The following is a 21,758-nucleotide window of genomic DNA, read 5'->3' as shown; positions in this document are numbered from 1 at the left end:
ATTTTTTTTTGATTAACTTCTTACATTATAATACATAAAATAAATTATATATTCCCTTTATGTAAGAAATATAGCATACTAAAGATAGTAATTAAAACTTATTCGAACTATTAAAAATTAAAACTCATTAACATATCTAAATAAAAATTCTTTATTAGCTTTAAATTTCTCTCTCCTATATTAAAATTTTTAGAATCTCTTATATTTTTATCCAACATTTTAAGAGAATTTTCCATCTCGGAAAATGAAAGTGGCAAAGATTTGTTTAAAAGTAAAATCTGAAAATCCTTTATAACGATCACTTTATCATCATAGAATATTTTTAACAAAAAATCATTTATAACGTCTCTTTTTATATTTAAAAGAACACATATAAAAATAATGTCTGTTTCTTCTAAAATATCAAAGGATAAGGTATTAAAAAATACTTTATGATAAAAGCTTCTATTCCATAAATTCATCATTGGAAATTTAAATTTAGTAACAAGAATAGTACTTCGATTTGCAATATAATCAGCTCTATTTAAATTATAAGCACTAAAAACATAAGTTTTTTTTGTTAAAACATTTTTAAACTCAATTTGTGCATCAAGGCTTAATAATAAAGGATAAATATCAAAAATGGTGTTTTTATAATAAAAACCATTCGCAAGGTTAATGCTATTTAAATATATTTTGTCATTAAATTTCGAAATAAATTCATAAAACAAACTTGGAATATTTTTTTCACCAATCTGAAGTATTTCGTTGTAAGTAACACACGGGCCCATCTCAAGAAAATTACCCCTTAAAGATACCCTATTAAATTTCTCAAAATTACCAACAAGAAAAAAATTATCAATGGATGTTTCTCTATTAAACAAATTAGGATTTTTTTTAAAATCTATTTCATTATAAATGATATAATTATTTAAATTTTTGTTAAATAAATTAGATAATATATTAAAACTTTCAGGATAATAAACCTTAACATCAGTCATTTTTTCCATACAACTCTTCTGCTTTCAAATAAAGAGATAAAAAAGTATTAACATCCATACAATTACATTTTAATGAATTTCTATAGCCTAAAATATCTGACTTGCTTACAATATTATTTTCCAAAAAATAATAAAAAAGCAAAACATTCGGCTCAAAACAATTGTTACAAAAATTAAAATCGTCTTCTAATAAAATCTTTTGCATGTGCTTATAAATTTTTTTTTTCTTAAGTCCTTCAAGGGTGACTACACTCCTACCATTTAAAATAAAAGCAGGAATCAAACTAGAATAAACAAGTCTAAAATCTAATAAAATTAAAAAAAATCTATTATTAATAATGTACTCTAAACTATTACTCTTGGCTAAAAAAATAGAATCTAAAAGACTTCTAGTTGACAAAGAAAGACTAATCTTTTTTGAAATGCTATCTCCATTTAAATTAAAATTAATTAGTATCAATTTTTATGCTCCAACTATTTAAAATTTCTTCAAAATCAAGAGGCGTACTGCTTGCATTAAAATTAAATATCTGAATCAAAGCAGTTCGAATTGCAGAAACAGATACAATAAAAAAACTTCTAAAAGAAAAAACAAACTCACCATCTTCAATAAACTCTAGACTTAAACAATCTTCAATGTCGCAATTTACATTTGCACTAGAAAATACATAATCAACTGCTAATCCAAATATTGTACGAATTCTTTTATTATTTAACTTAAGCTTAGTAAATTTGCCTTGCTCCACAAAAAAACTTACATTGCTAAAAACAGCACTAAGAGAATAAAATTCAAATTTAAGTTCAACAGAACACCCAAGCATGCAATCATTAACACAGTCAACAGCTATTTTTTCTTTAATAATTAAAGGATATTCATTTGAAAATCCTTTAATTATTAAAGAAGAAAAATTGTCCTTAATGGTTAAAATTGCTTTTTCAATCAAATAAGGGTCTTTAAAAAGAAGGCTATAAAAATTAGCGGAATCTAATGTACTCTCATCTATCAAAAAATTTATACTGCTATAGGGCAAGCTTAATGTTTTAGCCAAACTATTTTTCAAATAGTTGCCTAAATTGTTATCAATAATGCTGTAGGGCAAAAATATATTTAATCCATCCTTATACAAGAAGGCAACAATGTATTGCTCTTCACCTAAAAAATAATTGTTTGAATTCAAATAAGCAAAACCAACTCCCCTTCGACTAGTATCAAAAATATTATAATTCCTGTTAGCACTTAAAGCAGAAGATTTCTTTATTAAAGAATTTTTTAGGTCTAATTTTTTAAAAATTTTAAAAAAACTACTATAATCACCTTTAATCTGAGTAAGCAAATAACCTATTGGCTCACAAGACATCTCTAAAGCAAGATTATAAAAATTAGAATAAATAAAATTATAAACAGAAGTCTCAAATGCTAAAATGTTATCATAAAAAAAGACAAAATCACTTTTATTGTCAACAAAAAAAATTTCTAAAAACCCATCAAAAAACAAATTTTTAAAAATATTATTAATAAATTTAAAATAAAACTTATATAAAAAATTCAAAGGCCTATTTATTATAATTTCTAAAATAATCTTTGAAAGTTTGTTATCTGCTAATAAACAATTAGAAGCTGAAAAAGTTAAATTTAAATCTAAAATTCTAAAATGCCTTTTGTAGTAAACAACATTAACCCTTTTATTATTTTTTTTTGAAATTACAATACCTTGCAAAATTGCATTAAAAGAAATAGGAAAAATGGAACTAGTCCAGTAATTATTAAGAGAATTGATTTTTATTTTATCTTTATTCACGCCAAAATTTTCGCTAATAAAAAATTTCAAAAAAGAAATATTATCTACATTGGCGTCAATAATTAAATTTTCAGAATCAAAAAATACTTTAACTAAAATAAAGTCGTCTGGAAAACTATTGTAATCACTAAATTCATAACAAGCATTCAAAACATTACAAGCTCCAGATTCTTTCTTTTCAAATCCAGAAGAGTAAGCATTGCTCCCATCCCCAATTCTCAAATTAAAAAGAACATTTTTTTCTGCTTTTAGCAAATAATCTAAATTGTCTGAATACAAAACTAAAGGAATTTGACCTTCAAAACTTATTTTATTATCAAAAAGCTTTAAATTAAATTCATTAGAATCAACAAAATCTCTAAATTTTAAAGTTATATTGTCTTTGTAACTGATATTAAAAATTGAACTTACATGTTCATCTATAAAGCTAAAATCTTCAATAAAAGAATCTTTAACGTTACAGCAAACTGGCAAAGCCCAAAGCTCATATGTGTCAACATTTGTCAAACTTGAAAACTCCAACTAAACAAAAAAATATATCGGCAAGAACCTATCATGACATAATAAAAAAGATTGAAAATAAACCCTCAAAAACAATTAAACTTAGCAATATATGCAAAAATTTTAAGCAACTTAACAATAAACTCACCCAACCCAAAACCAATTTGAATAAGCAATACTTATCAATAAAACCATCCCCTAGGGATGATATTTTATCACTTTTGATAAATGGACAAACTATGGTAACATTATAAATTATAGATGTTTTCTAAATAAAAACAAGGACCTTATGAATAAAATAAAAAGTCAAATCTTTAAGTATTTTATAATACTTTCATGTATGTCATTATTTGGAGCTAATAATACAATAAGTTACTCTAGTATTGAAATTCCTCTAGAAGACTTAAGTGAAGAATTTAAAGATATTGATAATAAAAACAATCAAATAAACACCTCAAAGCCCTTAAACAAAGATATAATTTCCTATAAAGACCTAAAAAAAGGTAAAGATCTAAAATTACCAGAAAATATAAGAGACAAAAAAATGTCAAACAAAAGAATAGACGAAAATGATCTAAAATCTGTAATTGAAAATTATGAAAATAAAATTAACAATATAGAAAAGCTTTTAAAAACTAAAAATCAAAAAGCAGCAGTAAATGAAAATAAAAAAATAGAATCAATTGAAAAAAAAGCAAAAAAATATGAAATTTTAACTAATAAATTAAAAAACGAAATAATAGAAATAAAAAAACTCCTTAACAAAACCTCTAGACCTAAAAAAGATGAAAATTATGACAAAATGGAAATTGAAAACATTGAAGAAGATATAGAAGATGACGACGATGATGATAATTTTGAAGGAAATTATGAACACAATAATAAAATTAAAGAAATAAATGAAGATAACTACCCCTCTAACGAGAGAATAATAAATAATCTAAAAGAAAATCTCCAAGAGAACGAAAAATATCATACTATTAATGAAAAAAAATTCGATGAACTTGAAGATAGAATTAATGACAATGAAAATACCATTTTAGACCTGCAAAGAGAATTAAGAAATTTTAAAAAAAAAGACAACTCAGATAAAAACTTGAAAGAAATCGAAGAAAACTTATCTTCAATAGGAAAAATAATTAATGCACTAAAAGAAAAGATTAGCGCAAATGAGGAAATAAACAAAGAAAATCAAAAAAAAATAAGAACCGATAAACACAAGTTCAAGGAATTAGAAAATAAAATCAATGAAAATGAAGAGACTATTTTAAAACTTCAAAAAGAATTAAATAATTTTAAAAAAAAAGAAATTCCTAAAAAATCTTTAAACGAAGAAACTTTAATCCCAAGTATTACAAACAAAAATGATAGCTTAGAAGAAAATAAAAACCTGGAAAAAGAATATTTGAAGCCTAAAGAAAAAAATGAAAGTCACAATCTAGAAGAAAATGCTAAAAACAACCCAAAAACAACTATGATTAAAACAGCAGATTTTCAAATCTACCCTGATATATACCTTAATAACTATAAGTTTAAAGAAAAAGGGGATCAATTTGCATTTAAAATAGAAAACACATACTATATTGAAATAGATCCAACTAATAATTTAAATGAAGCCCTAAAAAATCATGAAATAATCTCAAAACATAAATTTGAAAAATATTTCATTAACCCTGCTCTAAAAAATAAAGAAGAATTTTTTAGGAACTTAATAGAAGTAAAAAATATTCACGAATTAGGCATTATGTATAAAAATCTTAAGCCTAAATTTAAACAAATAAGAATAATTAAATAAAATTCAACCCTTTTAATCTAACTTATTAACTTAATCTAAATAACTTTTTATGTCTTCAAAAGACATGATTTTTATATTTAAATTCAAAGCTTTTTCAAGCTTTGTCCCGGCTTTTTCTCCCACAATAAGGAAATCTAAACTTTTGGTAACACAAGAGCTAAAAATTGCTCCTTTATTTTTTAGCTTATCAATAACAACAGACCTAGGATAACCATTAAAAATCCCAGTAACGCAAAACTTTTTATCAAACAATAAATTATTCTCACCATCAACCACAACACACTCTTGCATTTTAAATCCCAAATTTTCAAAAAATTTAAACTTATTAAGCATTATTGAATCATTAAAAGCTTCAATAATATTTAAAGCAATTTTCTCTCCTATGCCTTTAATTTTCAATAATGATGAAAAAGCAAAATCTCTATCTTGACAAAGCTTGAAAAGCTTTGAAAATGAATTTAAACTGTTAAGAAACAATAGCCTTATTGTATTTTCTCCAAATTCTTTAATCCCCATACTAAGAAGTAATTTGCTGAATGGCTTTTTTTTGCTAGCTTCAATTGAATTTATTAAATTATTTATCTTTTTCTCTTTAAACCCTTTAAATTCAAGAAGTTTATAAAAATTAAATGTATAAAGATCAATTTCTGAAGAAATAAATTTTTTCTCAAAAAGAAAAGCAATGGTCTTGTCAGAAAGCCCTTCAATATCCATACAATTTTTACTACAAAAATATTTTATTCTCTCAACTGATGCTGAAGGACAATTGCTATTTGTACAAAAGAAATGTGCTCCTTCTTTGACTAAAACCACTTTGCAAGCTGGACAATTGTCAGGAATCTTAAAAAATCCTGTTGAAGATTTATTTATCACCATTTCAACGGCAGGAATCACATCCCCCCTTCTTGAGACTTTAACAACATCACCAACATTTAAACCAATTGACATTATATAATCTTGATTGTGTAATGTTGCATTAGTAATAAAAGCACCTGAAACAAAAACTTTATCAATATTAGCAACCGGAGTAATTTTGCCACTACGTCCAACCTGGACAACAATACTATTTACCCTACTAAACCCTGAAAGTGCCTCAAATTTATAAGCCATTGCCCATTTAGGATGGTGCGAAGTATATCCCAATCTTTCTCTTAACGCAAAATCACTGACCTTAATGACAACTCCGTCTATTTCATATTCAAAAGAATTTCTTTTTTTTGTAATATCTGCTATGTAATTTAAAACTTCTTTAATTGAATTTTTTTGATCAAAAAACTTAATTAAGGGATTGAGACTAAAGCCCAATTTTTTAAGTCTTGCAATAGCTAAATTATTAGTTTCAAACTCCAATCCAGCATTCAAAAGATCATAAATGAAAATATTTAAAGGGAAATTAGCAACCTCTCTACTATCAACCCTTCTAAGTATTCCCGAAGCTAAATTTCTAGAATTAGTATAAGGCCTTTCCAAAAATTTATTAATTTTCAAAAAATTTTCTTTAGTAATATAAACCTCGCCCCTTAATACTAAATCAACTTTATCATCAAGAAATAAAGGAATATGTCTAATGGTTCTAATATTTTTAGTAACGTCATTACCAAATTTTCCATTACCCCTAGTAAGAGCTTTCTCAAAAATACCATCTTTATAATAAAGAACAATAGAACATCCATCAATCTTTGGCTCAACAGAAATATTAAAAGAATTCTTAAAATCAATCTTATCTATCCATGATTTTAGTGAATCAAGATCATAAACCTTATCAAGACTTAATATAGGAGCAGAATGTTGAACCTCTTTAAAGTCATTCAAAAGATCACTACCAAATTTAAGAGTAGGAGAATCTAAAGTCTTATATTCTGGGTACTTACTTTCTAGCTCTTGAAGCCTTAAAATATGCTTATCATATACAGAATCTTCAACACTAGGCAAAGAGTCAATGTAGTACTCTTTATCCCACTTTCTGATCAATTTCTTTAAGTCTGCAATTTCTTGCTGCACTTTACTGCTCATAGGGTAAAATTTAACATATTCCTTATTGCTTTATCAAATAATCTTTACAAGCAAAAATTACCTTTTTTATTATAAAAACCATAAAGAAACACTAAAACACATATTATTTTATTTATGCTTAAATTAAAATAATCTTTAAATAAAATATCAAACAAAAAGATAATATATATAAAAATGTGAATTATATTTTAATTGTCGTTAAAGATATTTTAATATGTTAAAATGTATAAAGGAGCACTTGTTTGGAAGAAAACAAAAAAGCTTTAATAGCTGATGATTCACTTTTTATGAGAAAAAACCTAATAAAAATTTTAAAGCAATTAGGATTTAACGAATTTTTAGAAGCTGAAGATGGAATTCAAGCTGTTAAAGAATTTGAAAAACAAAATAATATCGATCTAATAACACTCGACATAACAATGATGGGAATGGATGGAATTACAGCTCTTGAAAAAATGTACGAAATTAATAAAAAATTGCTTAAAAAAGCCAATATATTAATGGTTACAGCTATTGGAAAGCAAGAATTAATACAAAAAGCTTTATCTCTTGGGGCTAAAGGGTATATTACAAAACCCTTTAAAAAAGAGCAAATAATAGAACAAATTAAACTTTTAGATTAGAGAAAATTTTGATAGCAAAAGAAAAAATATATAAACAAACACAAATAAACACATCAAACCCCCTCTCAATATTAATAATGCTTTATGAGAAAGCAATACAGGATTTAAAAATTGCCAAAGAGCTTATAAAAGATGAAAATTGGCAAAATGCAATTAAAGCTAATGAAAAAATCTTTCATGCACAAGAAATCATTACTGAATTAATGTCAACTTTAAATTTTGAACAAGGTGGAAACATCTCTACAAACCTATTCTCAATATACTCATTTCTAAATAAAGAGCTAGAAAATGTTCTTTTAAAAAAAGAAATGCATAAAATCGACAATGTTATAAAACAACTACAAACGTTAAACTCTACCTGGAAACAGTTAAGAAATAAAGAAAATAATGTTACTCAAAATAAATTAGGAATCAACATTGTCAGCTAATGAAATTTTAAAAAAATATTTTAGTAATCTTTTACTAGAATTAAAAGAATTAAAGTTGGTGTTAACAATAGAAAGTTATGAATTACAAAAAGAAGAAATAAGAATATTAAATGTAACCAATCCCAAGAAAGATTTAATCTTAGAGTCAATCAAAAATTATTATAAAACAATAAATGCGTGGTTAAAGTCTAAAAACCAAACATTAGATAATTTAGATTATTTGATTAAAGAAATTAACCTACTAAAAGAAGAAATATACACTAAATACCAAATCTGCCATCAACTTTTACAACAAATTATAAATACAAAAAGAAAAATACCAAAAATTAAAAAACATCAAAACCGCATTGCAACAAGCAATTTGCCTATAATGTTAGATATTAAAATATGAAAGACCTTTACCTAATTGACGCATTAAACATCATATTTAGAAATTATCACGTAATGAAAAACTATCCACTTTTAAACACACAGGGAGAAAATGTAAATGCATTTATAGGCTTTTTTAAAACACTATTCTTCATAATAAAAGAAAAAAATCCTGAACATTTGATTATTACTTTTGATTCAGAAACACCAACATTTAGAAAGCAAAAATATCCAGACTACAAAGCAACAAGAGATGCGCCTCCAAATGATTTAATACCTCAAATTGGGTGGATAAAAGAGGGCCTTTTAAAGGCAAAAATACCAATCTTTGAGATCGAAGGCTACGAAGCTGACGATCTGTTAGCTAGTTTTGCAAAAAAAGCTGCAAAGGATAATTATTTAACTTACATTATTTCTCCTGACAAAGACTTGCTGCAAACTATGTCAGAGCAGATAAAGATACTTAAAATTGAAAACAACAGCTTTGTTGAAATGAACAATGAGTATGTAATAAAAAAATTCGGAATAAACAGCTTTCAAATAAAAGATTATTTAGCTATTGTTGGAGACAGATCTGACAATATACCCGGAATAAAAGGCATTGGTCCAAAAGGAGCAGCAACTTTATTAAAAGAATTTAAAACCCTAAAAGGGATATATTCAAATTTAGAACTAATAAATAAAAAACATCGAGAACTTTTAATCAAAGAAAAAGAAAATGCTTTTTTAAGCTACGAACTTGTAAGTCTTGAAGAAAATTTAAAGATTCCAGAAATTGAAAACTTCACCTTAAAAAATATTAGTGAAGAGGTAATATCTCTGTTTGAAAAGCATTCAGCAATTTCTCTAATAAAAACTTATAAAAAAGACATATTAAAACAAGAAAAAATAAATTTAGGCCAAAAAAGCTTATTTGAACAGGATCCCACTACCAACAGTTTAGATGCCTTAAATACAATAGACACAGAAAATGTTAAATACCATCCAATAACAACAAAAAAAGAGCTTGACAATTTAATAGAAAGCCTTAAAAAAGCTAAATACATATCAATGGATACAGAAACATCTTCGCTTGACATCTATACAGCAAAATTAATTGGAATTTCCATTTCATTTAAAGAATTTGAAGGTTACTATATTCCAATCGAAGCCAAAGGAAAAATTTACATAGAAAAAAATTATATAATACAAAAATTTAATAATCTCTTTGAATCAAACCCAAAAATAATTGGTCAAAATTATAAATTTGACTACAGAATACTTAAAAATAATGGATTTAGTCCTATACCACCCTATTTTGATACAATGATTGCAGCATACCTTATTGATGCAAATTCAAAAGTATCTCTTGATTTTCTTGCAGAAAAATATTTAATGCATAAAAATATTAAATATGAAGATGTGATACAAAAAAACGATACCTTCGCAAATATATCTCTAGAAATGGCAACAAGTTATTCATCCGAAGATGCTGATATTACATTTAGATTGTTTAATATATTTACCGAAAAACTAAAAGAAGACAAACTTGACAAGCTAATGCACGAAATAGAAATGCCTTTTAACAAGGTAATTATAGAAATGGAAGAAAATGGCATTTATCTTGATAAAGAATACCTAAAAGAATATGCGAAAGAACTTGGGAAAGAATTAGAACTAATCGAAAACGAAATAATAAAAAGCATAGAAATTGATTTTAATTTAAATTCTCCAAAACAAATGCATGAAATTTTATTTGAAAAATTAAATCTAAAATTACCAGAAAAAATGAAAAAAGATTCAACTGATATAAAAGTGCTTGAATCTCTCAGAGGACAGCATGAATCGATTGCAAATTTAATAAAACACAGACAAATCGCAAAATTGAAGAGCACTTACACAGATAATTTGATAGAGCTAATAAACCATAAAACAAACAGACTACATACAAGCTTCATACAAACAAAAACAGCAACTGGTAGAATAACTAGCATAAATCCCAACTTACAAAACATACCAATAAAAGATGAGAAAGGGCGAAAAATAAGAAAAGCATTTAAACCGGAAAATGGAAATATTTTTATTTCAGCTGATTATTCTCAGATTGAGCTTGCTATACTTGCTCATTTATCACAAGATGAAGAACTTATTAAAGCATTTGAAAATAATAAAGACATTCACACAGAAACTGCTTCTAAGCTTTTCAAAATAGAGGAAAAAGAAATTACTCCCAACTTGAGAAGAATAGCAAAATCTATTAATTTTGGAATAATTTATAGAATGTCAGATTTTAGACTTGCAAAAGAACTAGGAATTACAAAAGAAGAAGCAAGAGGATTTATCAAGTCCTACTTTGAATCTTATCCAAAAATCAAAGAGTTTATAATAAATCAAATAAACTTCGTAAGAAATGCTGGATACAGCGAAACCATCCTAAAAAGAAGAAGATACATAAAAGAAATTAATAGCAATAATTATCTAGAAAGATCTGCTGCAGAAAGAATAGCTATAAATAGCATAATTCAAGGGAGTGCCGCAGATATCATGAAAATTGCAATGATTAAAGTATTTAATGAATTTAAAAGTAAAAAAATGGAATCAAAAATACTACTACAAGTGCACGACGAAATGCTTATTGAATCACCTATTAAAGAAGAAGATGAAGTGAAAAAAATATTAAAAATTATGATGGAAACTGCTTACACATTAAGTCTACCCTTAAAAGCAAATATTGAAACGGGTCAATCATGGGGAGAAATTCATTAATTATTGGAATAACAGGAAGAATTGCATCTGGCAAAGATACTGCTTCTAAAATAATTAGCGGTAAATATGGATTTTACGAAATAAATGCAGACAGGCTTGGACATTCTGTCTTATATGAAAAAAAAGATGAAATTGTTAAAATATTTGGTCAAAAAATATTAAATACTAAAAACGAAATAGACAAACTCTTAATAAGAAATATCGTATTTAATGATAATAAAGAATTAAAAAAGCTCGAAAGCATCTCTCATCCAATCATACTCAGCAAAATAAAAAAAATCCTAATTCAAAACCAATCTACAAAAATAATAATCAATGCTGCTTTACTTTTTAAAATAAATTTAGAAAAATTTTGCGACTATATAATTGTGCTCAAAGCAAAGACTTCTATAATAAAAAATAGATTATCATATTCTATGCCAAATATTGACTTAAATATAATAAATAAAATACTCAAAATCCAAAAAGATATTTTTTTTAAAAAAAATATTATAAACTTAAAAATAATCAATATAATTAATAACAAGAATTATGCATATCTAGAAAAAGAAATTGAAAAAAGAATGCAGGAGATAATTAACTATGAAAAATTTGAATGAAAATAATGACAATAACAAAGGATTTTTTGTAGCATTAACCTCAATTGCAACAGTTTGTATTATAATATTTCTCGGAACAATTATTTTCTTTCCAAACAAAAATTTGGCTTCAGATATTGCAGAGAAGAATATTGTTTTAGAAGAGAGCAAAGATCAAAATACTTTAGAAAACGTTGAACAAAATGAAAAATCTTTAAAAGTATCTGAAACTCCAAATGAAATAATCATAGATTTAACAAAAGATTTAAATAAAGAAGAAAAAACTACTACAGGCAAAACATCTAATACTTTACAAAAATCAAAAATTATTGAAAAATCTCAGTCTGCACCCAAAAAATTACCTAATACTCCTCAAAAAGCAAAAACTATTGAAAAATCTCAGTCTGCACCCAAAAAATTACCTAATACTCCTCAAAAAGCAAAAACTATTGAAAAATCTCAATCTGCACCTAAAAAATTACCTAATACTCCTCAAAAATTAAAAACTATTGAAAAACCTGAAAAAATAGTCGAAAGAGCTTTAAATACTGATAACATATATGACCCTAATACAGAATATTACATACAATTTGTATCACTCTCAGATCCAATCAATGCAGACAACTATATTCAAAAATTACTCAAATACAATATAATTGCCAAAATATATTCTGCAACAGTAGATAATAAAGATATTTACAGAGTAAGATCTGGTCCTTATAAAACAAAATCAGAAGCAAAAGCAGACTTTAAAAAAATAGCAGGAATAAACGAATTTAAGGAAACCTATATATTACCCGTTAACAAATAGGCTGTAATTATTAACATATTTTTGATACTTTTCTAAATATTCTTCATGAACCTCAATAATAGGCGAAATAACATGTCTAATCTTTACAAGCTTTAAAAAAGAATCATTTAAGGTGCCAAATTCTCCTAAAGAACAGAATGCTTGCATTGCTCCCCCAATAATCTCCGAATGCTTAAAATCAAAAATCTTTAAATCTTTGCCAATAATATTTGCTTTTATTTGGTTTAAAAGTAAATTATCTGAATTCGATCCACTAACAAAAATACTTAAAATTTCTTTTTTATAGGCTTTTAACTCTAACAATCTGTTGTAAAAAGCAAAACATACAAACTCAAGTATTGCTAAACCAATCTCCAATGGATTTTTAATGCTGCCAAAAATCCCTTTACTTAAATCTTTACGAAGATAAGGATCTAAAATAAACAAATCATTAAAAAGTTTAATTTTGCTTGGATAAAAATATACATTATTCAAGATGGTGCTTTTAACAATCTTCTTTAAGAGAAACTCAAAAGTCAAACTTTTTTCATAAAAACTGTCTTTTAATAATTGAATCAAATATCCAAAAGGAACAATCCTACCAATAATAAAATATCCTTCTAAAAAATAAGGATACTCCAAGGAAAATCCGGGTAAATACGTACTTGAAACATAATTAAACCCCTCACTTGTGCCCATCCTGTTTGACACAACTCCTTCTTGAAAAGCGCCACTTCCTACTAAAACACTCAAATAATCTGGTCCCGCATTAATTACGCTAATTCCACTATTTAGTCCAAATTCAACTCCTGCTTTATAAGTTACAACACCAATATTTTCTCCCATTTTGACGAATGGGGGAAATTTGTTCTTATCAAACCCATATTTTTTTATCTCTACATCATCCCAAATAAAAGGAATATACTCTATGCTGGGAAAGCTTGTAAAAAGCTTGTCTGTAAGCAAATAAATAAAATATTCAAAACAAGAAACAAAATAGCTTATTTTAGAATATGTTCCTCTTTCAACAGTAGAAAGCACATAGGGCAAAAATACAGATTTCCCTCTAAAATCTGACTTAATTTTAAGCGAATTCCAATGTAATACTTCCAAAGGAATTAAATTTGAATTTAAAGCAATTAAACATGGTGAGATACCACTAACAGAAATGCAATCTATTTTATTGGACTTAAAATTGGATATGGCTTTTTTAAAAGAAAAAAGCCATATATTAAAATCAAAATTTTCGAAATCGATATTAAAATAATCCGAATAACTAACATCAATATAACTTAAAACTCCATTTTCAGAACTAACTAATGCTGCCTTTAAAACACTAGTACCAATATCAATACTAAGAGTATTCATATTAATCTTTGGTAATCAATTTTTGAATATCATCCCTTCTGTCAAGAATTTTTTGCAAACCAACTTTATTATAAATTGCAAATATTGCATCCGCAAAAAGATGTGCAACATTAGCTTCATGATACCAAGGCTTATTTATTAACTCGTCATTATGACAAACAGCATTTGTTCCAATTATTTTATAAAAATACCCTTCCTCATAAGCTTTGTCAAAATATTTAACAGCATCTCCATTGAAAAATGGTAAACTAATCCCACATATAATCTTTTTAGCGCCCATGCTTTTAAGCAATTTCATTGCCTTAATCAGAGTACCTCCAGTGGCTAACATATCATCACTCATGAAAACATTCTTGCCCTCAACATCTCCTAAAAGCTTGGTTACAGAAATATTTGAATCAGCAACATCGCTTGAAACTCTTGAATAATCTCTCTCTTTATAAAGCAAAGCAAGAGGACTCTTAAGACTTGATGCAAAAAATTTATTCCTACTTACAGCACCTGTATCAGGTGAAACAATAACTAAATTAGAATCTCTAATATCAATCAAATCCTTAAGAGACTTAAAGATTTCATAAGAAACATTTAAGTTTTCAAAATAAACTTTTCTAAATACATTCTCAATGGCCTTTGAGTGGATGTCCAAAGTTAAAATATGCCTAATACCCAACTCTTCTAAAAATCTTCCAATAAGACTTGCTGTTAAACATTCTCTTGAATGTTTTTTATCTTGCCTTGAATAAGGATAAGACGGAATAATAACACTAACGGAGCTAGCTTTAGCTTGCATACAAGCATCTATTGTTGTCATCAAATTCATTATATGATCATTAACTGTCATAACTATTTTTTCACTACTATTTATCTCAACTTCATAAGCATTGGCAACATCTTGAACAATAAAAATATCTTTATTTCTAATTGTTTTTAAAATTTCAGTTTTAAATTCACCATTGGCAAATTTAACAAATTTTACAGGAATTTCTAAAGGCTCTTTGCTTTTAAGAGTAGATAAACTAAGGCCTTCTAAAAAAGGAGATAAAACTTTTTCAATCTTAAAAATTTCTTCCTTTAAAACTTTAGAACCTTGACATATACTATCTATAATATCATTTTCAATATTTATAAATATTCTTTCAAGCTCTTCTATTATTTTACTGGCGAAAACTCTACCCCCCGGACAAGCAATAATTCCTATTGATTTTTTTTTAAGTAAATTCACCTAGTTCCTCGTTCTTTTTTTAAAGGATCTCTCAACAATCTTAAAATAACAATTATCATAACTTATACACACAAAAATAACTGAAATTATTAAAGCAAAATCATTAAAATGTTTTAGCTTTAATAATAAAAAAGAAAATTTAAAAAATCCTATTAATAGCAAAAATAAATATTATGCTCAATACTAAAAACAAAATTGACAAATTACACAATTCCAAATTCAAATCCTAGTCCAAACTTGAAATCAGAAAATTTAACGTTTTTAATATTCCAAACATAGTAAGCTTCAAGAATTAAAAAAGAAAATGAAAGTCTAGCACCAATATCCCAACCCATTGTTCCTAATTCTGCTAAAACAGAATCAGCAGCAGCAGTAGCTATATTGATCTTGGGACCTGTGAAAAATGCCAAAGCTAAAACAAAAAAATCTAATTTTGTATAAAATCTCGGTGTTATTGCCATAACAAAAGAGAAATTTTCATTTGCAGCTCCATCTGAACGTTTTATTGCTTTAAAAAGGTTCATGTCAAACATGAGCTCAAACCCAATAGAAACAAAATCATCAAATTTCGCACCAAATTGAGCATAAGTCCCATATTTTAATCCAGCTTTAGCAATATTGGCCAAATCAGAAAATTTTTGAACTATTTCTTCTTTTTCCATTGGGGATAAATCTGAAGGCAAATTTTGCTTAAGCTTTGCATTAATATCTAAAGCCTCATTGTAAAAACTTGAAAAGGGGCTAATAGGAAAAGCAGCTCCACCACCAAAATTGAATTCAAAATTAGCATCCGCAAAAGCATTGACAACAAAAATCCCAAACAAGCACAAAATTAAAAATTTAAGCCTCATATATACAAACTCTCCTAAAAAAAATTATGAAAAATAAAACAGGGTTTATATTGCATACCTTATTATATAATAATCATAAAGTAAAAAAGCAAAAAATAAACAAAAAATCAAAAATTAGCTCTTAACAACAGAAGAAACTATTTCTTCTGCACTACTTGGTATAGGATGGTTCAACTCTTTATATCTTAAAATATATTTTTTTGCATTTTTTTTGTCATTCTTTAAATGATAAATGTAGAAAATATTAAATAAAGCCTCTTTATTTGCGGGCGCAAATTCTAAAGTTTTTAAATAAAAAATCAAAGCATTATCTAAATCATTTTTCTTAAAGAGTAAATATCCTTTCAAATTAATTAACAAAATATTTTCTGGATCTTCTTTTATAATAGAATTAAGCTTCGACTCAGCCTCTACATATTTTTTTAAATTAATGCAAGCTAAAATAAAATTATAACTTGAATCATCACCCGCATTAACATTAAATTTAATAGATTTTTCATAAAGCAAAACAGAAGTCTCATCATTCCCAAGCTCTTCATTTAATTTAGCAAGCTTATAATATTCGTCTGATATGTTTTGATATTCCCTATAAATAGAACTACATGACAAAATAAAAATAATAATAAACAAAAATTTATACATAAAAAATTTACTTTAATCCTTAATGCTTACTTAGTGCCAATTTAATCGCTCAAAGGAGCAAAATAACACTCAATTTAATACTAAAATACAAAACCCTAATGCTATTAAACTTTAAAATCAAACAAACCACATTTATGATTATAAAATAAAATTTCTAACTCTAAAAGATAAAAATAAATAAGCCCTCCGTTTAAAAACAAAAGGGCTTTTAATATTACCTAAAAAACAAATTAAAGCTTTTCTTGGTTATATTTGTTAAATATATTTTCTGTCAAATATTTACCAACTGATCTTTTGTCTTCAATAAGCTTAGATATTGCGCTAAAATGTCTCGGTTCAATCTTAAAATACTTATAAGCTCTTCCATCCTTAAAAAACACAGAAAGCTCAAAGACAGAAGGATCATAACCTACCTGCGATATTTTGCTTAGTTCATTAGATATTGTTAAAGTTTCCAACTCAAATTCCTCCAAATAATTATCTTAGGAGTATAATAATAAAGTAAGAGTTAATTCACTAAATAAAAAATTTTAATCAATAAAATCAAAATCTACTAAATGATATATTCCCTAAGATTAAGAATATACATTAATGCAACTTTAATCAAGCAAACTAAAAATATCACATTAAAGATTTGAACTTTAAAACATTTAATAACATAAAATGAAATGATATAAGATAGATTTTTAAAAAAAAATTTTGTAAAATTATTTAGATAGTTAATCTTCTATTCACATATCATCAGGAGGAATAATGTCTAATGGACTATAATAAATTACGAAACATAGGTATTAGCGCCCACATCGACTCGGGGAAAACCACTCTTACAGAACGTATTCTTTTTTATTGCAATAAAATTCATGCAATTCACGAAGTAAAAGGTAAAGATGGGGTTGGCGCAACAATGGACTCAATGGAACTTGAAAGAGAAAGAGGAATAACAATAGCATCAGCTGCAACTCACGTTGAATGGAAAGATTTTCCAATAAATATTATTGATACACCCGGGCACGTAGATTTTACAATTGAAGTTGAAAGATCTCTTAGAGTGCTTGACGGGGCAATATTAGTTCTCGATTCTGTTGCGGGAGTTCAATCCCAATCAATAACTGTTGATCGACAACTTAAAAGATATAGCGTGCCTCGCCTTGCATTTGTAAACAAATGCGATAAAACTGGGGCAAATCCTTACAATGTAAAAGATCAACTAAGATCAAAACTTGACTTAAACTCCGTTTTAATGCAAATACCAATTGGATTAGAAGATAAACATATTGGAGTCGTAGACCTTGTACTAATGAAAGCCTACTATTTTGAAGGAAAAGATGGAACAGAAATAATAGAAAAAGAAATACCAGCAGATCTCTTAGAAGAGGCAAAAAGTAAACGAGAAATAATGCTTGATACTCTTGCGGACTTTAATGATGAACTTATGGAATTACACATGGAAGGGAAAGATGTCCCTATTGAAACAATATATAATGCAATTAGAACAGGAACATTGGCTTTGAAATTATGCCCTGTATTTATGGGATCCGCATATAAAAATAAAGGAGTACAATTACTATTAGATGCTGTAACAAGATTTTTACCATCTCCTCATGATATAAAAAACACTGCTCTTGACCTCAATAACAATGAAAAGGAAATCGATCTTAAAATTGACAACAACCTACCAACTGTTGCTCTCGCATTTAAACTTGAAGACGGGCAATATGGGCAATTAACTTATGTCAGAATATATCAAGGAACTTTAAAAAAAGGACAAGAACTTATAAACTCAAGAACTTCTAAAAAATTCAAAGTTGGAAGACTTATCAGAATGCATGCTAATAATACAGAAGACATTGAATTTGGAGGAAGCGGTGACATTGTTGCTTTATTTGGAATAGAATGTGCATCGGGAGATACATTTTGTGATCCATTGATTAGCTATTCCATGACATCAATGTTTATTCCTGATCCAGTAATTTCTCTTTCTGTAAAACCAAAAGACAAAAAATCTGCTGACAATATGGCTAAAGCTCTTGGAAGATTTACAAAAGAAGATCCAACATTTAAAACTTATGTTGACGCTGAATCAAACGAAACAATAATTCAAGGTATGGGAGAACTACACTTAGAAGTTTATATTGAAAGAATGAAAAGAGAGTTCAAAGCAGAAGTTGAAACCGGAATGCCACAAGTAGCCTATAGAGAAACCATTACAGGAAAAGCTGAGTTCAACTATACTCACAAAAAGCAATCTGGGGGAGCTGGCCAGTTTGGACGAGTTGCCGGATTTATGGAACCTCTCAACAAAGAAGGAGAAACATACGAATTTGTTAATTTGATAAAAGGAGGAGTAATCCCAACGGAATACATTCCATCATGTGACAAAGGATTCCAAAAGGCAATGGAAAAAGGAACATTAATTGGGTTCCCAATAGTTGATATCAAAATCACAATAAATGATGGCCAATATCACATTGTTGACTCATCTGATATTGCATTCCAACTAGCAGCAATTGGTGCTTTTAGAGAGGCTTACGAAAAAGCAAAACCTACAATCCTTGAGCCAATAATGAAAGTCACACTTGAAGGACCTACAGAATTCCAAGGAAATATGTTTGGACTTTTAAACCAAAGAAGAGGAATAATAGTGGGTTCGCTAGAAGATGGAAGTTTTTCAAAAGTTGAGGCTGAAGTGCCTTTAAGCGAAATGTTTGGATTTTCCACAGTCCTTAGGTCCTCTACCCAAGGAAAAGCAGAATTCTCAATGGAATTTTTAAAATATGGAAAAGTTCCAAGCGCTATATTTGATGAACTTCGTAAAAAATTTAACAATCAAAACAAATCTTAATAATAAATAATAAGGAGGCTTTATTATGATCGATTTAGTACAAGAAAAACAAGAAATATTAATAAAAAACAAGTTTTTAGCCAAAGTTTTTGGGCTTATGTCAATTGGACTTTTAATTTCAGCAATATTCGCATACGCAACATCAGAAAACCAAACAATAAAAGCAATAATATTTTCAAATCCAATGTCATTTATGGCTATAATACTTATTCAATTTGGACTTGTATATGCAATAAGTGGCGCTCTTAATAAAATATCAAGCAATACCGCAACAGCTCTTTTTTTGCTCTACTCAGCACTAACAGGAGTAACATTATCTTCTATATTTATGATCTATACACAAGGATCAATAGTATTCACATTTGGCATTACTGCTGGAACATTTCTTGGAATGTCTGTTTACGGGTATACTACAACAACAGATCTAACAAAAATGGGGAGCTATCTAATAATGGGCCTATGGGGAATCATTATTGCATCTCTTGTTAATATGTTTTTTAGAAGCTCAGGTCTTAATTACCTCATATCTATTTTGGGAGTAATCATATTTACAGGGCTAACAGCTTATGACGTTCAAAACATTTCTAAAATGGACAAAATGCTACAAGATGATACTGAAATAAAAAATAGAATGGCAGTTGTAGCTTCACTTAAGCTTTATTTAGATTTTATAAATTTATTCTTATATCTTTTAAGATTTTTAGGCCAAAGAAGAAACGACTAAAATTAATAAAAAACATTCATCAAAATTTAAATCAAAAATGAATGCTTTACCTTAGGAGCATTCATTTTTAGAGGTTTCAATGAGCATAGATAGCTTAGAATTTGAAGAAAGTAGTACTCAAAATGTAATAAAAAAAAATTTTGAATTTGAAGGATACATTGAAAGTAATAAACCAATAATAATAGAAGGAAAGCTTAAGGGCTTAATAAACTCATCAAGCTCAATATATCTAAGGGAAAGGGCTAATGTTGAAGCTGAAATAAAATGCCAACATTTACTAAATCATGGCAAAATACAAGGAAATATTGAGGCTTTAAAAACAATCAAAATCTACAAAACTGGCAAATTAATAGGAAACATTAAAACCAAAGAACTTTTTATTGATTCTGGAGCAATATTTAAAGGAAATTGCGAAATGGAGGATTTTGAAGAATGAATTTTTTTTTTCTATTACAAATAACTTTAATTCTGCTATCCAATTTAGGTTTATTATTTGGACAATCACAACCTAAAGAAAAAGAAGACTCTCTACTTCTCTATAAAGAAGGTAAATTTAAAGAAGCTATTTTAAACACATTAGAAGAAATTCGACTAAATCCTAGCAACTTAGACGCTAGAACAATATTGACATGGAGCTTAATAGCTATCGGAGAATACAAAAGAGCTGAAACTGAAGCAATTATAGGCCTTGGAATTAAAAAATATGATATAAGAATTATTGAAGCACTAGGAGAAGCTTATTTTTTTCAAAAAAATTATGAAAATGCATTAAAATACTTTCAAGAATATATTAGTCTTGATTCTAAAGGAGCAAGAATAATAAAAGTTTATAATTTGATTGCAGATTCTTTCTATGAACTAAAAAGATACAATGAAGCAGATTTTGCATACGAGCATGCATTAAGATTTAATCCTAATAACCAAAATCTATTAATAAAATTAGCAAGAGCAAGAATAAATGCAAAAAATAAAATATTAGCAGAAGAAACACTAATTAAACTTCTTACAATCTATCCTAATAATCTAGAGGCAAAAAATTTACTAGAAGAATTAAAAAAAAGCAACAGCAAACCTTGACATTCAATTTATAAAAACTTATTCTTATTGTTAGCAAATTAATGAACCGGGCTGCTAGCTCAAGTGGTAGAGCATCGGACTCTTAATCCGTTGGTTACAGGTTCAAGTCCTGTGCAGCTCAAATTATTAAATGCCTTTTCGGTATTAATTGTCAATTTTATGTAAATTTAACTTGACATTATTGGGAATTAAATATATTATTATTTTTAATGGTCATAAAATGACTTTTGGGCTCATAGCTCAGGTGGTAGAGCAGCGCCCTTTTAAGGCGTTTGTCGTAGGTTCGAGTCCTACTGAGCTCACTTTTGTCCTCTTCGTCTATCGGTTAGGACTCCAGGTTTTCATCCTGGCAAGAGGGGTTCGATTCCCCTAGAGGATGTCTTGCTAAGGAAAAATTATATTCAACATTCT

General features: G+C 27.3%; 20 protein-coding genes and 2 tRNA genes. 13 read left to right on the top strand and 9 right to left on the bottom strand.

Translation table 11 applies throughout. The features are described 5' to 3' along the window. Positions 1-110: 110 nt before the first annotated feature. From DB723_RS02765 to DB723_RS02755, 3 genes are read right to left on the bottom strand one after another with little or no spacing between them, the layout of a single operon-like run. Complete coding sequence (locus DB723_RS02765) at positions 111-980, bottom strand: FAD binding domain-containing protein (RefSeq protein WP_151552939.1); 870 nt, start codon at positions 978-980, stop codon at positions 111-113. Continuing rightward, the gene (locus DB723_RS02760) at positions 973-1,440 is read right to left on the bottom strand and encodes a hypothetical protein (RefSeq protein WP_151552362.1); all 468 of its coding nucleotides are present in this window, start codon (positions 1,438-1,440) and stop codon (positions 973-975) included. The genes DB723_RS02765 and DB723_RS02760 overlap by 8 nt, the downstream gene beginning before the upstream one ends. Next, positions 1,427-3,286 (bottom strand): hypothetical protein, encoded by a 1,860-nt coding sequence (locus DB723_RS02755; protein WP_151552360.1) that lies wholly within the window; start codon positions 3,284-3,286, stop codon positions 1,427-1,429. The genes DB723_RS02760 and DB723_RS02755 overlap by 14 nt, the downstream gene beginning before the upstream one ends. A 283-nt stretch (positions 3,287-3,569) precedes the next feature. Between DB723_RS02755 and DB723_RS02750 the strand changes: the two genes are divergently transcribed. Then, a complete protein-coding gene (locus DB723_RS02750; protein WP_151552358.1) occupies positions 3,570-5,075 on the top strand; it encodes a coiled-coil domain-containing protein in 1,506 nt (501 codons plus the stop codon). A 30-nt stretch (positions 5,076-5,105) separates the two neighbouring features. Here DB723_RS02750 and ligA read toward each other — a convergent pair whose 3' ends face one another. After that, the gene (gene ligA, locus DB723_RS02745) at positions 5,106-7,088 is read right to left on the bottom strand and encodes an NAD-dependent DNA ligase LigA (protein WP_151552356.1); all 1,983 of its coding nucleotides are present in this window, start codon (positions 7,086-7,088) and stop codon (positions 5,106-5,108) included. A gap of 242 nt (positions 7,089-7,330) precedes the next feature. Between ligA and DB723_RS02740 the strand changes: the two genes are divergently transcribed. The 6 genes from DB723_RS02740 to DB723_RS02715 are packed head-to-tail and all read left to right on the top strand — an operon-like array spanning position 7,331 to position 12,642. After that, positions 7,331-7,711, top strand: coding sequence for a response regulator (locus DB723_RS02740; RefSeq protein WP_151552354.1), 381 nt, complete (start codon positions 7,331-7,333; stop codon positions 7,709-7,711). Between the two features lie 8 nt (positions 7,712-7,719). Beyond that, positions 7,720-8,139, top strand: coding sequence for a flagellar export chaperone FliS (fliS, locus tag DB723_RS02735; protein WP_151552352.1), 420 nt, complete (start codon positions 7,720-7,722; stop codon positions 8,137-8,139). Then, positions 8,129-8,530, top strand: coding sequence for a hypothetical protein (locus DB723_RS02730; protein WP_151552350.1), 402 nt, complete (start codon positions 8,129-8,131; stop codon positions 8,528-8,530). Before fliS ends, DB723_RS02730 begins: the two co-directional genes overlap by 11 nt. Continuing rightward, positions 8,527-11,253: a DNA polymerase I gene (gene polA / locus DB723_RS02725; RefSeq protein ID WP_151552348.1), complete on the top strand. Its 2,727-nt coding sequence runs from the start codon at positions 8,527-8,529 to the stop codon at positions 11,251-11,253. Before DB723_RS02730 ends, polA begins: the two co-directional genes overlap by 4 nt. After that, on the top strand, positions 11,235-11,852 hold the full coding sequence (gene coaE / locus DB723_RS02720) for a dephospho-CoA kinase (protein ID WP_151552346.1): 618 nt from the start codon (positions 11,235-11,237) through the stop codon (positions 11,850-11,852). Before polA ends, coaE begins: the two co-directional genes overlap by 19 nt. After that, positions 11,836-12,642, top strand: a complete 807-nt coding sequence (locus tag DB723_RS02715; protein ID WP_151552344.1) for an SPOR domain-containing protein — start codon at positions 11,836-11,838, stop codon at positions 12,640-12,642. The genes coaE and DB723_RS02715 overlap by 17 nt, the downstream gene beginning before the upstream one ends. Here DB723_RS02715 and DB723_RS02710 read toward each other — a convergent pair. From DB723_RS02710 to DB723_RS02690, 5 genes are all read right to left on the bottom strand, one after another. Next, a complete protein-coding gene (locus DB723_RS02710; RefSeq protein ID WP_151552342.1) occupies positions 12,625-13,989 on the bottom strand; it encodes an FGGY-family carbohydrate kinase in 1,365 nt (454 codons plus the stop codon). The genes DB723_RS02715 and DB723_RS02710 overlap by 18 nt on opposite strands. A gap of 1 nt (position 13,990) precedes the next feature. Next, positions 13,991-15,211, bottom strand: a complete 1,221-nt coding sequence (locus DB723_RS02705) for a ribose-phosphate pyrophosphokinase (RefSeq protein WP_151552340.1) — start codon at positions 15,209-15,211, stop codon at positions 13,991-13,993. A 203-nt stretch (positions 15,212-15,414) separates the two neighbouring features. After that, entirely contained in the window at positions 15,415-16,062 is a 648-nt protein-coding gene (locus DB723_RS02700) for a hypothetical protein (protein WP_151552338.1), read from the bottom strand. 114 nt (positions 16,063-16,176) lie between these two features. After that, a complete protein-coding gene (locus DB723_RS02695) occupies positions 16,177-16,704 on the bottom strand; it encodes a tetratricopeptide repeat protein (RefSeq protein ID WP_151552337.1) in 528 nt (175 codons plus the stop codon). A 230-nt stretch (positions 16,705-16,934) separates the two neighbouring features. Continuing rightward, complete coding sequence (locus tag DB723_RS02690) at positions 16,935-17,162, bottom strand: KTSC domain-containing protein (protein WP_151552335.1); 228 nt, start codon at positions 17,160-17,162, stop codon at positions 16,935-16,937. Between the two features lie 302 nt (positions 17,163-17,464). Between DB723_RS02690 and fusA the strand changes: the two genes are divergently transcribed. The 6 genes from fusA to DB723_RS02660 all read left to right on the top strand — a co-directional run bounded on the left by fusA (position 17,465) and on the right by DB723_RS02660 (position 21,649). Further along, positions 17,465-19,546, top strand: coding sequence for an elongation factor G (gene fusA, locus DB723_RS02685; protein ID WP_151552334.1), 2,082 nt, complete (start codon positions 17,465-17,467; stop codon positions 19,544-19,546). Between the two features lie 25 nt (positions 19,547-19,571). Beyond that, complete coding sequence (locus DB723_RS02680) at positions 19,572-20,270, top strand: Bax inhibitor-1/YccA family protein (protein WP_151552332.1); 699 nt, start codon at positions 19,572-19,574, stop codon at positions 20,268-20,270. A gap of 79 nt (positions 20,271-20,349) precedes the next feature. Next, the gene (locus DB723_RS02675) at positions 20,350-20,706 is read left to right on the top strand and encodes a bactofilin family protein (RefSeq protein WP_151552330.1); all 357 of its coding nucleotides are present in this window, start codon (positions 20,350-20,352) and stop codon (positions 20,704-20,706) included. Further along, entirely contained in the window at positions 20,703-21,347 is a 645-nt protein-coding gene (locus DB723_RS02670) for a tetratricopeptide repeat protein (RefSeq protein WP_151552328.1), read from the top strand. The genes DB723_RS02675 and DB723_RS02670 overlap by 4 nt, the downstream gene beginning before the upstream one ends. A 48-nt stretch (positions 21,348-21,395) precedes the next feature. Beyond that, positions 21,396-21,468: transfer RNA gene (locus tag DB723_RS02665), tRNA-Lys, on the top strand. Between the two features lie 108 nt (positions 21,469-21,576). Then, a tRNA-Lys gene (locus DB723_RS02660) sits at positions 21,577-21,649 on the top strand. The last annotated feature ends 109 nt before the right edge of the window (positions 21,650-21,758 follow it).

Source organism: Borrelia maritima (genome assembly GCF_008931845.1).
Taxonomy (GTDB): Bacteria; Spirochaetota; Spirochaetia; order Borreliales; family Borreliaceae; genus Borreliella; species Borreliella maritima.
Note: the sequence above shows the minus strand (reverse complement) of the source record. Positions and strands in the feature narration are given on the sequence as shown.